Annotated in this window: 12 protein-coding genes; 5 read left to right on the forward strand and 7 right to left on the reverse strand. The window is 38.8% G+C overall.

The genetic code is table 11. The features are described from left to right. Positions 1 to 198: 198 nt before the first annotated feature. The 4 genes from J2Y67_RS25200 to J2Y67_RS25210 all read right to left on the reverse strand — a co-directional run bounded on the left by J2Y67_RS25200 (position 199) and on the right by J2Y67_RS25210 (position 3,487). Positions 199 to 528, reverse strand: a complete 330-nt coding sequence (locus tag J2Y67_RS25200) for a MerR family transcriptional regulator (RefSeq protein ID WP_208025380.1) — start codon at positions 526 to 528, stop codon at positions 199 to 201. A 97-nt stretch (positions 529 to 625) separates the two neighbouring features. Continuing rightward, entirely contained in the window at positions 626 to 808 is a 183-nt protein-coding gene (locus tag J2Y67_RS28135; RefSeq protein WP_396954139.1) for a Fur-regulated basic protein FbpA, read from the reverse strand. Between the two features lie 13 nt (positions 809 to 821). Further along, complete coding sequence (locus tag J2Y67_RS25205) at positions 822 to 1,133, reverse strand: hypothetical protein (RefSeq protein WP_310178514.1); 312 nt, start codon at positions 1,131 to 1,133, stop codon at positions 822 to 824. A gap of 71 nt (positions 1,134 to 1,204) precedes the next feature. Continuing rightward, positions 1,205 to 3,487, reverse strand: coding sequence for a nitric-oxide reductase large subunit (locus tag J2Y67_RS25210; RefSeq protein WP_310178516.1), 2,283 nt, complete (start codon positions 3,485 to 3,487; stop codon positions 1,205 to 1,207). Between the two features lie 407 nt (positions 3,488 to 3,894). Between J2Y67_RS25210 and J2Y67_RS25215 the strand changes: the two genes are divergently transcribed. The 4 genes from J2Y67_RS25215 to J2Y67_RS25230 all read left to right on the forward strand — a co-directional run bounded on the left by J2Y67_RS25215 (position 3,895) and on the right by J2Y67_RS25230 (position 7,258). Then, a complete protein-coding gene (locus J2Y67_RS25215) occupies positions 3,895 to 4,707 on the forward strand; it encodes a basic amino acid ABC transporter substrate-binding protein (RefSeq protein WP_310178519.1) in 813 nt (270 codons plus the stop codon). A 253-nt stretch (positions 4,708 to 4,960) separates the two neighbouring features. After that, positions 4,961 to 5,773, forward strand: coding sequence for a basic amino acid ABC transporter substrate-binding protein (locus J2Y67_RS25220; RefSeq protein ID WP_310178522.1), 813 nt, complete (start codon positions 4,961 to 4,963; stop codon positions 5,771 to 5,773). A gap of 109 nt (positions 5,774 to 5,882) precedes the next feature. Further along, positions 5,883 to 6,539, forward strand: coding sequence for an amino acid ABC transporter permease (locus J2Y67_RS25225; protein WP_310178524.1), 657 nt, complete (start codon positions 5,883 to 5,885; stop codon positions 6,537 to 6,539). Beyond that, on the forward strand, positions 6,536 to 7,258 hold the full coding sequence (locus J2Y67_RS25230; protein ID WP_310178526.1) for an amino acid ABC transporter ATP-binding protein: 723 nt from the start codon (positions 6,536 to 6,538) through the stop codon (positions 7,256 to 7,258). The genes J2Y67_RS25225 and J2Y67_RS25230 overlap by 4 nt, the downstream gene beginning before the upstream one ends. A 47-nt stretch (positions 7,259 to 7,305) precedes the next feature. Here J2Y67_RS25230 and J2Y67_RS25235 read toward each other — a convergent pair whose 3' ends face one another. Then, on the reverse strand, positions 7,306 to 7,833 hold the full coding sequence (locus tag J2Y67_RS25235; RefSeq protein ID WP_310178528.1) for a hypothetical protein: 528 nt from the start codon (positions 7,831 to 7,833) through the stop codon (positions 7,306 to 7,308). 241 nt (positions 7,834 to 8,074) lie between these two features. Here J2Y67_RS25235 and J2Y67_RS25240 point away from each other — a divergent pair, with 241 nt between their 5' ends. Then, positions 8,075 to 10,819, forward strand: coding sequence for a dynamin family protein (locus J2Y67_RS25240; RefSeq protein ID WP_310178530.1), 2,745 nt, complete (start codon positions 8,075 to 8,077; stop codon positions 10,817 to 10,819). Between the two features lie 120 nt (positions 10,820 to 10,939). Here J2Y67_RS25240 and J2Y67_RS25245 read toward each other — a convergent pair whose 3' ends face one another. Together J2Y67_RS25245 and J2Y67_RS25250 are read right to left on the reverse strand one after the other, a co-directional pair. Next, on the reverse strand, positions 10,940 to 11,902 hold the full coding sequence (locus tag J2Y67_RS25245; protein WP_310178533.1) for a D-2-hydroxyacid dehydrogenase: 963 nt from the start codon (positions 11,900 to 11,902) through the stop codon (positions 10,940 to 10,942). 186 nt (positions 11,903 to 12,088) lie between these two features. Further along, the gene (locus J2Y67_RS25250) at positions 12,089 to 12,979 is read right to left on the reverse strand and encodes a MerR family transcriptional regulator (RefSeq protein WP_310178535.1); all 891 of its coding nucleotides are present in this window, start codon (positions 12,977 to 12,979) and stop codon (positions 12,089 to 12,091) included. Positions 12,980 to 13,216: the final 237 nt, after the last annotated feature.

Here is a 13,216-nt window from a genome sequence, read left to right on the forward strand (position 1 = left end):
TGATTTTATAGGAGAACGGGCACTATGAGCCCGCGATAATGCCCGTTTTTATTGATTTTATAGGAGAACGGGCACTATGAGCCCGCGATAATGCCTGTATCCATTGTTTTCATACAAGAATGGACACTATGAGAGCCTGTGATAATGCCCATGTACCTCCAGCACTTGTCGGGGCTGACCAAGGCGCTTGCGCTTTTCTTATTGCCCTTTCCTTAAACCAAATTGGGCATTTAACTGCCCTTGAATCATTTTCCTGCGTATTTCTTCCTGGTTTTGTTTCTTTTGTTCGCGTAGCATTTCTCTTCTAATCTCATGAGTTTGGATCCCATCTTCAATCTTATTTGCTATCTCCATCAATAATTCAACATCGTTAAAGGAATATTTACGACTTCCACCGCCTGATCTTTCTGGGAAAATAAGCTTTCTCTCCTCGTAATAGCGGATTTGTCTTTCGGATAGACCGGTTAGATCTCTGACCACTCCGATGGTAATCACCTTCTTATCTTTATAAGACAAATCTTTTCCCATATTTTATCTCACCACACTCTATTCGATTTTTAACTTTATAACATTTTATGTTAAATATTCTCACATTTGAATGAATTTTTCTATAATTTTGATAAAATCAATGGGAATTACTTGAGGGATCATTACTCGGAGGAGAATTTTTTTTCAGGATTAACGCTAATTCACTTAAAGTAAGGGAATATAATTCATCCACGGAACCTTTGTAGTGACCTGAGTCCATTAATTTATGAATGTAATAATTTTTAAGAGTCTCGATCCCTTTTCGTATATGGGTAGACATACTTTTCACTCCTTTATTGATTTTGCACTTTTCTTAGAAGTTCGGGTGCTTTGGAACCTAGCTGTTTCATTAATTCCTCATACAGTTCGTCACGTAATAAATCCAATTTCACTATTTTCGCCGCCAGTTGGATATCATTTTTTCGGTACATATAAATCTTCCTCTCAATGGTTTGTAACGTTAAGATAGCTATTTTTTTCTTTTTTGTCAGTGAAGCTGTTAGAAAAAGTAACACACAATTTAAAAACGATATGCAAGGTTTTATCTCAAGTCGAAATGATCCAACATGAACCTCAACGTAATGCCTGCCAGCTTTCGTGGACATATGTTATGTATGTGCGGGAAGGACAGAAAAAAAGCCCCATTCTCTTTTTTAGGAAGAGAAGGGGCACTTTACTATGCTTTATTATTTTTGTTCGTTTCAGCGTAGTCTAATCGTTCATTTGTCAGGGACCAGCCGGTTTTTAGACCGATGATAAACCATACAAGTGCTAAAGCACCCAGAGCGAAAATCGTATCCCCAATTATTCGCAGCCAGACAAAGGTATGGACAATATTTTGGGACATAAAGTGGGCGGAGCGCGCATACCACATGCCGTGCTGGACGCTTGCCCAGGTTTGCATCAAGCCTATTGGCAACAGACTGATAAGCACCATTAAGGCAAGTCCAATATTAATTGCCCAAAAAGCAAACGTTAATGAACCGGTTTTCCACTCGCGTTTCACTGTCAAACCTCGTAAGCAAAATAGCATTAATCCGATTCCAAGCAATCCATAAACACCAAATAATGCTGAGTGTCCATGAACGGCTGTAGTATTCAACCCTTGCATATAATAAAGGGAAATTGGCGGATTGATGAAGAAACCAAATAGCCCCGCTCCAACTAAATTCCAAAAGGCAACACCAATAAAGAAGTTAATTGGCCATTTGTAGGCCTTTACCCATGGACGTGCACGGCTCCTTGTCACATTTTCGTATGCTTCAAAGCCAATCAACACAAGGGGCACGACTTCAAGTGCGCTAAATGCTGCTCCATAGGCGATAACACCAGTCGCAGTTCCACTAAAATATAAATGATGGAAGGTTCCGATGATCCCGCCGAATAAGAATATAATCGTTGAGAATAGCACAGAGGTAGTGGCTGTTCTCAGTCCTAATAATCCCATCCTTGTAAATAAGAAGGCCATGACCACTGTGGCGAATACTTCAAAGAAGCCCTCGACCCAAAGATGGACCACCCACCAGCGCCAATATTCTGCAATGGCCAAATTACTATGTTGTCCCCATAGTAATGCGGGGATATAGAAAACAGGAATGGCAGTTGAAGCGATTAGGAACAAGGCCAGCAGATGGCGGTTTTCCTTTACATTTTTAAAGGCAGGCCAAATTGCCCGAACCATCAAGAATAACCATAGGAATAATCCGACTGTTAAAAATAATTGCCAAAATCTACCTGTATCCGTGTATTCATATCCTTGGTGCCCAAACCAAAAGTTTGTTGTATGACCAAGCTTTTGCTGAACGGCAAACCATTGCCCGACCATTGAACCAACTACAATAATGAGTAAACAAACAAAAAGGAAGTTTACACCGAAACGTTGGAATTTTGGCTCATACCCCGAGACAGCAGGTCCAATAAATAAACCGGTAGCAAGCCAGGCAGTTGCGATCCATAAAATCCCTAACTGGGTGTGCCATGACCTTGTTAAGGAGTAAGGAATCCATTTATCAATTGGAATTCCATAAAAACCACTGCCTTCCACTTGATAGTGGCCGGTTATCGCCCCTAGTAAAACCTGAACGAGCCAAAGGGCTGCGACCACCCAGAAATATTTCTGAGTTGCTTTCATGGATGGAGTAGGGGATAAGGCCAGTAGTGGATCCTTCTCCGGAAAAGTTTCATTTTCTTCATGATTTTTTTGCATTGCGTAGTACCAAGCTAAGCCACCCACTCCTGCAAGCAAGATTACGAAGCTGACAACGGACCAAACAATCATTTCTCCCGTCGGTTTATTATCGATTAAATTTTCGCTCGGCCAGTTATTTGTATAGGTAACATTGTCTCCCGGCCGATTCGTTTCAGTTGCCCAGGTGGTCCACCACAGATAACTAATAAAATCACTTAGACGGCCGTTATCTTTAATTACATTCTTTGGCATCGCATAATCATTTCGCAGCTGATTATATTGGGGGTCATCCGTAAATAACCCTGCATAATGCTTGCTTACACTTTTAATGCCATCGACTCTAATCGGTGATAAGGTAATCTCTTTTGTATCTTTATTATAAGTGTTAGGGCGAAGCTCTTTTTTTAGTCTTTCGCGAAGAGCTGCTTTCGCTTCATCGTTAATCGCTGAATACTTTTTACCATAATCTTTTTTTGCCCATTGATTTAACAGCCAGATGGACTCACGATGAAGCCAATCAGCGTTCCAATCCGGGGCAACATAGGCACCATGTCCCCAAATACTCCCCAATTCCTGTCCTCCGATGGACTGCCATACATTTTGCCCATCTTGAATATTTTTCTTTGTAAATAATACCGTTCCGTCAGATGATACAACCCGATCTGGTATAGGTGGCATCGTGTTATATAAACGTCCGCCATAGTATCCTAATATCGCGAAGGAAACAAAAAATACAATTGCCAGGCTAACCCACAGCCTTGTATACCGCATAAATACACCTCCATTTAATTTCCTGCCGTTTCTTAAGGGGAAATTTTTCTGAATTTCCAACCTTATCATTCCCGTTTGTTAGGAAATAATCCCAAATGAACATAAATTTGGATGAAAAATTTTAACATTGCTTTGACCATAAAAAACAATCTAAATAATGATAGGAAATCAGTGATGTATGATAGTTACGAACGCCTATTTTATCTTAAAATATTATTAGCAATGTATCGATTTACCTTATTAAAATAGTATTAAACTAAACTGCGAAAAAGAACAAATTTACTTATAATCATTTCAATTTGAAATATTGCCAGTTTTCCCAGAAAACACTTTAAAAATATCCGAAGATATTGTATATTCTAAATATTATTACTATTATTTTTATAAAAAAACATTGGAGGTAGAAAATGAAGAAGTTTAAAATCTTTTCAACGCTACTAGTCTTTTCCTTGATGTTTGTTTTATCTGCTTGTGGAACGAGTGAGAAAACAAACGGCAGTCCGAAAGAGCAGGAAAAGAAGACTTTACGAGTCGTAACCGATGCGGCTTATGCACCATTTGAATACATGGATAAAGGTAAAGTAGTTGGTTTTGATGTAGACTTTCTTAATGCTGTTGGAAAAGAAGCAGGCTATAACGTAAAAATTGAACATGTTGGCTGGGATCCATTGTTCGTAGAAATTAAAGGAAAGACGGCCGATTTCGCAATTTCTGCGATTACCATCAATGATGAGCGTAAACAAACGTACGACTTCTCTACTCCATATTTCCTTTCCAAAAACGAGATTTTAGTTCCAAAAGATAGCCCAATAAAGAGTGCTGCAGATCTAAAAGATAAAGTGATTGCAGTGCAAAACGGTACAACCGGTCAGGAAGCCGTTGAAGCGCTTATTGGAAAAAATAATTCGAAGCTTAAAAAATTCAAAAATAACAATCTAGCGATTATGGAGCTTAAAAGCGGCGGTGCCGATGCCGTTGTAGCAGATAACACAGTTGTTGAGCAATATGTAAAAAATAATCCAAACGACCATTTTGTTGTCATTCCAGACGATTCAGCGTTTCAGAAGGAATTCTACGGTTTAATGTTTCCAAAGGGAAGCAAGTTAAAGGCAGAATTTGATAAAGCGATTCAAAAAGTGATCGAGAATGGTGAATATACAAAAGTATATCAACAATGGTTTAAGGTTGACCCGGATTTAAATGCTTTAAAACAGCAATAGAAACAAATAAAAATGCGTAACTCTTAGCAGTTACGCATTTTTTTATTCTATTAAAAATAGGAAAATAGTATTAGCTAATTAACGTATTAAAATAGTAATTTATTAAATACTGAATAATAATACGGAGTTTATTATAATCATGTAAATTCGAAATATTCCCGATATTACTAGAAAACACTTTAAAAATAGTTTATAATATTGTATATTCGAAATATTATTAATATTTTTACAGAAAAGTATTGGGGGGTACAAAATGAAGAAGGTTAAAATTTTTTCTACCATTTTAGTCTTTGTATTGATGTTTGTTCTATCTGCGTGTGGGACGAGTGAAAAGACGAATGGCAGCGCAAAAGGAGATCAAAAGAAGACTTTAAGAGTTGTAACGAATGCGGCTTACGCACCATTTGAATATATGGATAAAGGGAAAATTGTTGGCTTTGATATCGATTTTATTCAGGCTGCTGCAAAAGAAGCAGGCTATAACGTAAAGGTTGAACATGTGGGTTGGGAGCCATTATTTGTTGAGATTAAAGGCAAAAATGCCGATATCGGAGTTGGAGCAATCACGATTAATGATGAACGTAAACAAACCTATGATTTCTCTACTCCATACTTTTTATCAAAAAATGAAATTTTAGTTCCGAAAGACAGTGCGATTAAAAGTGCTGCCGATTTGAAAGGAAAAGTAGTTGCCGTTCAAAATGGCACAACCGGTCAATCGGCGGTAGAAGCCTTGTTTGGAAAGAATAACTCAAAACTTAAAAAGTTCAAAGATAATAATCTAGCGATTATGGAGCTTAAGAGCGGCGGTGCCGATGCGGTTGTTGCCGATAACACAGTCGTTGAGCAGTATGTAAAAAATAATCCAAATGAAAACTTTGTTGTCATTGCAGACGATTCTGCATTTGATAAGGAGTTTTACGGTGTATTGTATCCAAAGGGAAGCAAGGTAAAGGCAGAATTTGATCAAGCAATTAAGAAAATGATTGAAACAGGCGAATACACAAAAATTTATCAAAAATGGTTTAAGTTTGACCCGGATTTGAATTCGTTAAAGCAACAATAGAAGCAGAAAAATTGCGTAACTCTAAAATACTAGCAGTTACGCAATTTTTGCCTGATAAACAACTAAAGAATAAAAGGTGAATTTTTTAAAAAATTGAGGAGGTCAATGAATGGACTTTCGTTGGGATTTATTAGCTGAGTACGGTCCTTTTTTCTTGAAGGGAACCCTATTAACCATTGGGCTTTCCATTGCCAGTATCATCATTGGAACAGTACTGGGGCTATTGATTGGATTAGGAAAAATGATGAAAAACGGGTGGTTAGCACTGCCGTTTAAGTGGTATATTGCCTTTTTCCGCGGGACGCCATTTATGGTTCAAATATTGCTCATCCATTTTGCTGTGATCCCAGTATTCCTTGGTGAGACGAATGCGATTGTGGCTGCAATTGTAGCACTTTCATTAAACTCAGCTGCCTACATTGCTGAAATCTTTCGTGCTGGAATCCAATCGATTGATAAAGGACAAATGGAAGCAGCCCGTTCGTTAGGTATGAACCACGTACAATCGATGCGATTTGTCATCCTTCCACAAGCCTTTAAACGCATGATTCCACCTCTTGGGAATGAATTTATTGTATTAATCAAAGATTCCTCCCTCGCAGCGCTCATTGCGGCACCGGAGTTAATGTACTGGGGACAAGCCATGCAAGGTCAGTATTACCGCGTATGGGAGCCATATCTTACTGCAGCCGCGATTTATTTAGTGTTAACTCTTTCCTTAAGCTTCCTGTTATCTCTACTTGAAAGAAGGTTGGCCACAGAATGATTAAAGTAACGAATTTGAAAAAAAGCTTTGGTAATCATGAAGTTTTAAAAGATATTAACGTTACGGTAAAACCCCAGGAAGTAGTTGTTGTCATCGGGCCTTCCGGATCAGGGAAATCCACCTTCCTTCGCTGTATTAATTTACTAGAAACCATCACGGGTGGACATGTTCTAATTGAAGGAATCGATATTACAGATAAAAAAACAGATATTAATAAAGTACGGACAGAAGTAGGAATGGTGTTTCAGCAATTTAACCTATTTCCGCATAAAACCGTGATTGAAAATATTATGTTAGCACCCATGAAGGTTCGGAATGTACCGGCAGAAAAAGCGAAAGCAAAAGGTCTGGAGTTATTGAAAAAAGTAGGATTAGCAGAAAAGGCGGATGCCTATCCCGATTCCCTTTCCGGGGGACAAAAGCAACGGGTTGCGATTGCAAGGGCACTTGCGATGGAGCCGAAAATCATGCTTTTCGATGAGCCAACCTCAGCACTTGACCCGGAAATGGTCGGCGAGGTGTTAGAGGTTATGAAGCAGCTCGCAAAAGAAGGAATGACGATGGTGGTCGTAACCCATGAAATGGGCTTTGCCAAGGAAGTCGGAGACCGGGTTATTTTTATGGACGGCGGTCTGATTGTCGAAGAAAATGTTCCAAGTGAGCTATTTGATAACCCGCAAGAAGAGAGAACAAAGTCATTTTTAAGCAAGATTTTATAATTCTTGTAAAAGGGAGGTCCGCTAATAATGGCCTCCCTTTAATTATTCTATCGTTCAAGTTTAGAGGGAGGGGCAAAATCAAATACTTCGACGATTCGGTCTGCTTTGATCCTTCTTTGACAAAGAAGAAATAGCTGGTCAAAGAATTCGGCTAATTCAATGGGGGATGAAGGTAGCTTAATCTGAACGGTTACAGAACCAAACGTTTGTTTGAAATAGGCTTTCCGCTCTAGGTTTTTTCCGTCCCTTTTTAAGGGATTATAGGTCCATACCAGCTGAAGAGCCCCATCGATTTCTTCCACTTTGCGAATTTCGGCAACGGTTGTTGATTTATTATGAGTATAAATGACTAAATAAATCTCGCCGTTACGATGCCAGTCAATAAATAAAAAGTAGTAGCTTGTATCATGGTCTAGCCGGGTAACTTCGTATCCAGCTACAACTGATTTTCTATTTGTCCATTGATGGAACTTTGGTAAGATATCATCAACCGTTTTTAACGGAGTGATTTCATAGCCTGTACCATTCCACTTTGCTATACAATTATTGAGTGAGACTGCCTGTTCCTTATCCATCATGATGGCTCCTTCTTTATCTTTGACAACATTATACGGTGTGAAAAGGGAGAAAAAAAGGTGATTTTAACCGCTTTTGTCTTCGAAATGAAACATAACTGAAATCGTATTATTAAATTCATTTGGTAAAATTATTCTGTTATGGACTAATATTGGTCCCACTGTTCGAATAGTATGAGGAATAAATATGCCTCTTTTCCATATGAATGACATAGAAGTGCTTGCAATTGGAGGGAAAAAAATGTCGTTAGAAAAGCAGCTGACAGAGAAACGGTATTATACCATGTTCATTAATGAACATGAAGAGGTACATCCGATTCGGATTCTTGGGGATGCCTACCAAGAGGAAATGCAAAAGGATATTCCGGATTTATCTCATATACGATTTGCACAAGGTGAAGTGTATTTCCACAATAAAGACTTTGAAACGGCCATTTTTAAATGGGGAAACATTATCAGTGAACTTGAACCATGGGCGCAAAAAAATACTGCGGATGCCTATTATGAAATGGGGCTGTTGTCCAATGCTGAGGATTTGTATACAGCCATTGAAACCGACAGCCTTATATTAAAGACAGAAGTAGCATTAAAATTATTTACCCTTTATAACGAGCGCGGAAAGGTGGATTCCGCTGTCGAGGTAATCAAGAAAACCGTTCTTGCTAACCCGGATTATCCACAAGTCACAGAAATTGCCAGGAAGTTTTTTGAGGATCGGCAGGACTGGGAGAATGCCATTGAACTTGCTGTAAATGAAGCGAGTCGAACAGTTTCACCGGAATGGTTTGAAGTTGTTATTTTCTATGTTAAAACTGGTGTAACGAAACATTTGCCGCCAGGTTATTTTTCAAATGCTTTGAACGCGGTTTATACCTTGGACAGGAATCTGTTTGAACAGTTAACGGTTGCTTTATGGGAAAGTTATGAAATGGAAGATTGTTATTTTACTTGGATTAAAGAAATCAATCATCTTTTATTCAATTTGGAAATGGGTCAAAACGATCACTTTGAAGAGATTTCTGACCTATTTAAAGAAACCTATTTTAGCTTGATTGATGGAAGTTATTTGATTAAGGAATTAACCGATATCATTCCTGATTTACTTTCCAATTGGCTTCGAGTATCGAATGCTTCTCACCTTGTTATGGCCTCTGCTGCCGTCCTTTCCTGGAACGAGTTATTTCCAGTAAGCATTAATATGTCGATTGTGAGTGAGGCTGAAAAGCTTATCAGTAAAATGGATCATGAAATCGACGAACTGGGAGAATGCCTGAATCTGTTTGAGTCAATTTTACATTGGGCAGAGGCACACGATATGGGAGAGAATCACCGCCTAAAATGGATGGTTCAGCAGCTGATTGATTTTGAAACGCATCATCTATTACTGACCGGATTAAGTGGCAGTGGGAAATCTACGTTTATCAATACCATCTCCGGAGAAGATTTACAGGATAGTCCTACTTCATCTGTTGTTGTGTTTAAGGACCATCCGAATCTTGAAATAGATGAAATAAACAATAAAGAAACGATTCAATTGACCGACTTGAGTGACTTCCAAGAAAGAATGGACCGTCGCAGGAATGCATTAGAGTCGCTGATTGAATTTAAGCGTCCCAATCCATTTTTGCAGGAGAACCAACTTGCAATGATTGATACTCCAGGGTTAAATGGGAATCAGAATGAAGTAATGAAACAAATACATGCAGCGGATACGGTCTTATTTGTTCTAGATGCCAATGCACCATTTACTGCTAAGGAACGGGGAATTCTATCACAAATCCATGACCAGGCCCCTAATATTCCTATCCATTTTCTTTTGAATAAAATGGATACCATTGCAAATGAACAAGATACTGTACGAATTTTTAATGAAACAAAAGCAGAAATCAATTCCTATTTACCAGATTCGAAGATTTTGGCGTTTTCATCGCAAAATGATCGCGGTCAGCAGTTGCGGGAATTGAGAGAGTTTATTCGGTCTATTAAAAATACTAGAAATATTGAGGATAAAAGGCTGGCAAAATTATTATTTTTTATCCGCTCTACCATTACGGAGCTACTGCAAAAACGGATTGATGTGGAGAACCAATTAATTGAATCGGTGCGTTGGAATGAAGAAATGCATTTGAAATTAACCGGGGCGCTAAACCAACTGAAAGACACGGAATCACAAAAAGCGGAGACTATTACAAGGAATTATGTTCTCATTAAGAAGGAACTCCAAAAGGAAATTTCTGATACAATACCGAAAATGTTGAAGGAATGCTCCGTATTAATCAAAGAAAACAGCGATTTTAGCAATATTCATTTAGAGCTAAACACCGAAATGAACAAAAGAATTCAGGAATATTTAGAGCTTACGATTCTACCGAAATATTATACTTCTTTGCAGGAGTGGATTGGGCAAACGAAAGAGGAATTCGTCCATAGCCAACAATTTTTAGACGAAATGTCAGAAGGCTTCAACTTCATGTATGGGGAAGAACGGTTTAAGCTCGAATGTGATTTTAAAGTGCTTGATGATTGGCGGAGAGATACAGACCGAATGACAAGCCGATTTATATTAGAACCTGTTAATATCCTCCTGCGCCGGACCCCATCACAGTTCTTGCTAAAAAGTGCAGGGAAACTGTTAGGGGCGTTGTCACAAAACAAAACCATGCTGTTTAACAAGTACAAAGCTTTTATTGAAAATGAAGATTACTCCGAAGCAGTTGCACTGGTGAATGACCGTTTTTTCCAGCAATTTGAATTGTTTGAAAAAGCATTGGAGAGGGACATTAGCCTATTTTTCAGAGATCCGGCAAGCGTGGTTGCGCAAGCGATTAAAGAGGCACAATCGGAAACTGAAACGAATCAAGATTTGCTTGGAAAAATGAACACCAATCCTGAAATGTTCCGCGACCCCTTGACCTTATTTGAAGTCAGACTGCGACAGTTTGAATGGATGACAGTTGCGGGTAAAGGGGCGCAGACGGTTTATTAAAAGGAGACCGGTTAACGGTGAAAAACTGACGTGTGAATGTTGCACACGTCAGTTTTTTTATGTCAATTGTGCTAGAAAAGTGTCCGGGTGATTTTTAATTGTTATTTGTGTGTAAAATCTCTAGTAACCTTTTGAAAAATCAACCAGATTTTCCGATGGGGTTTGTCCGGAAAGATAGCTTTTCAAATTAGGAATGAGGATATTTTCAATTACCCGCTGATTATAATGTTCAGTCGATCCTGATGTGTGCGGGGTAATAATCACGTTCTCCATTTCCCATAGTGGACTGTCTTCACTCAATGGTTCTTTTTCAAAAACATCAAGCCCGGCTCCAGCAATTTTTCCGTCCTTTAACGCTTGGACCAAATCTTTTTCTACGACGATTTCACCACGGCCAATATTGATGAAAAAGGCAGAAGATTTCATTTGGTCAAATTGTTCTTTTCCGATTAATTGGTTTGTTTCTTTTGTTAACGGTAATGTAATGACAACATAATCACATTTTGGTAGGAGGGTATGGAGCTCGTTTGTTGTATACATTTCATCAACAAATTCCTCTGGCTTTCCGGAATGGCGTATACCGATTACATGCATACCGAATGTCTTTGCTATTTTTCCTGTTTCCTTCCCGATTGCCCCAACACCTAAAATTCCTACGGTCTTCTCATGTAATTCCAACCCCATGTGTGCATGATGCCATGTTTTGGACTGTTGGTTTCTGACATAGCTGTGAATTTTTCTTGTTAACCCAAGCATTAAGGCGAAGATCGTTTCAGAGATAGGATAAGCATGTACGCCATTGGCGCTCGTTAACAAAACGTGTCTTGATTCAAGTTTTTCTAGAGGAAGGGAATTGACGCCTGCACTCCATGTTTGCAGCCATTTTAGTTTGGAGTGGGGTGCTAGACAATATTCTTCCAACCCTTTTTTCCAGCCGGCAATAATTTCTGCATCATGCAGGTGGTCTTGCCAGATTTCCTTTTCTTTGCCAACAATTAAGTCCCAATCAGGGATGAGTTCATGGATTTGATCTACTTGTGGCTGAGTTAACTTATGGGTGATGACCATTTTTCGCTTTTGCATACCATCGCTCCGTTCTATTTTTTTCCGTCTAGACCAAAAGCCTTGTTGGGGCTAAACGGGCGCTTGCGCTTTTCTTACAATATCAGAATTTAATCATTGGACTTTGAGAATTGTCCAGCTCCAGCGCCCTGCGTCTAGTGTCCTTCGCTCATCTCCCTACGATAAGTCAACATCGATTCGCTCTGCTCATCGTGTTTCCTTTATCTCAGTAGATGAGCTCCAGGCCATACGCCGCAAAACAGGCGCTTGCGCTTTTCTTACCGGTACTTGAATTTCAAACATTACTTCATTCGGATTATCCGTAACTGTAATATCCACTTGCATGATTTGCAGCCCGTCGCCAATCATTTGATAGCCGTTTTTATCATGGTATTCAAATAATTTATTTAAACTTTTGCTTCGATTCCTTAACAATTCCCCGTTATAACGGATACAGGCAAATAAGCCTCCTGGGATCACTTTCAAATACTGCTTGTCTATTTTTGCATCTTCTTTGGCGACGACAAAAATAACTGAAGGTTCTTCAAACCTTTTTCCCATAATGTCTGCATGTTCGATGATGATGCCCAGTCGATTACTTGCCAAAATGGGCGCCTTCTCCGTCAGCATCGTCTCAAGTCTTACTATACTGTAACAAAGTTCTAAATTACTATTGATTTTTTCATTTAATGTAATTAACTTTCTGCTTTTTATTTCACGAAGATTAATCATTTGAAATGGTTCTTCCCTGGAAACAGCCTCTAAATAGTCAAGTTTTTCTTGAATGTTAACCTCAAGCTCAGCTAATTCCTTTAGCTTCAAAACTAGTTCTGCATGTTTGGCTTTAAGAATATCCCTCGATTTCTTAAAATTTCGTTGATTGAAATATTGTTTGATTTCTTCCGTGCTCATCCCAATCTGACGAAGCTCTTTAATGGTCCCTAGGATCTCATACTGAAAAATGGAATAGTATCGGTATCCTGAATGCGGATCAACATATTTCGGTCTAAATAAGCCAATCCGGTCGTAATGCCGCAATGTCTCCGTGGTAAGCCCCCTTAACTTGGCCATTTCACTAATCGTTAACCTTTCTTTCAAATAAAACCCTACCTTTTGAAGTACAAAATGGATAAAACTATTAAAATAAAATGATTGACCTTTGTGCTACAAAAAGCTTTAATATAATGATACGCAAGATTCAGATTAATCTGAATAGTGAATTTGAAGGAGGCTGATAAAATTTGCAAGTTAGCAGTCTGATAAGATTTCGAACCCCAGTACACGTTGTTCTTAACAATTGATTGCGCATTAAGCTAGAGGAAGAAGAAAGGACGA

It is taken from the genome of Neobacillus niacini (assembly GCF_031456445.1).
GTDB classification, from domain to species: domain Bacteria; phylum Bacillota; class Bacilli; order Bacillales; family Cytobacillaceae; genus Neobacillus; species Neobacillus niacini_I.

Coding starts and splice junctions, on each gene's coding strand:
- J2Y67_RS25235 (WP_310178528.1), bottom strand. CDS start 7,833: ATGGATAAGGAACAGGCAGTCTCACTCAATAATTGTATAGCAAAGTGG.
- J2Y67_RS25245 (WP_310178533.1), bottom strand. CDS start 11,902: ATGCAAAAGCGAAAAATGGTCATCACCCATAAGTTAACTCAGCCACAA.
- J2Y67_RS25205 (WP_310178514.1), bottom strand. CDS start 1,133: ATGTCCACGAAAGCTGGCAGGCATTACGTTGAGGTTCATGTTGGATCA.
- J2Y67_RS28135 (WP_396954139.1), bottom strand. CDS start 808: ATGTCTACCCATATACGAAAAGGGATCGAGACTCTTAAAAATTATTAC.
- J2Y67_RS25220 (WP_310178522.1), top strand. CDS start 4,961: ATGAAGAAGGTTAAAATTTTTTCTACCATTTTAGTCTTTGTATTGATG.
- J2Y67_RS25215 (WP_310178519.1), top strand. CDS start 3,895: ATGAAGAAGTTTAAAATCTTTTCAACGCTACTAGTCTTTTCCTTGATG.
- J2Y67_RS25240 (WP_310178530.1), top strand. CDS start 8,075: ATGTCGTTAGAAAAGCAGCTGACAGAGAAACGGTATTATACCATGTTC.
- J2Y67_RS25225 (WP_310178524.1), top strand. CDS start 5,883: ATGGACTTTCGTTGGGATTTATTAGCTGAGTACGGTCCTTTTTTCTTG.
- J2Y67_RS25210 (WP_310178516.1), bottom strand. CDS start 3,487: ATGCGGTATACAAGGCTGTGGGTTAGCCTGGCAATTGTATTTTTTGTT.
- J2Y67_RS25200 (WP_208025380.1), bottom strand. CDS start 528: ATGGGAAAAGATTTGTCTTATAAAGATAAGAAGGTGATTACCATCGGA.
- J2Y67_RS25230 (WP_310178526.1), top strand. CDS start 6,536: ATGATTAAAGTAACGAATTTGAAAAAAAGCTTTGGTAATCATGAAGTT.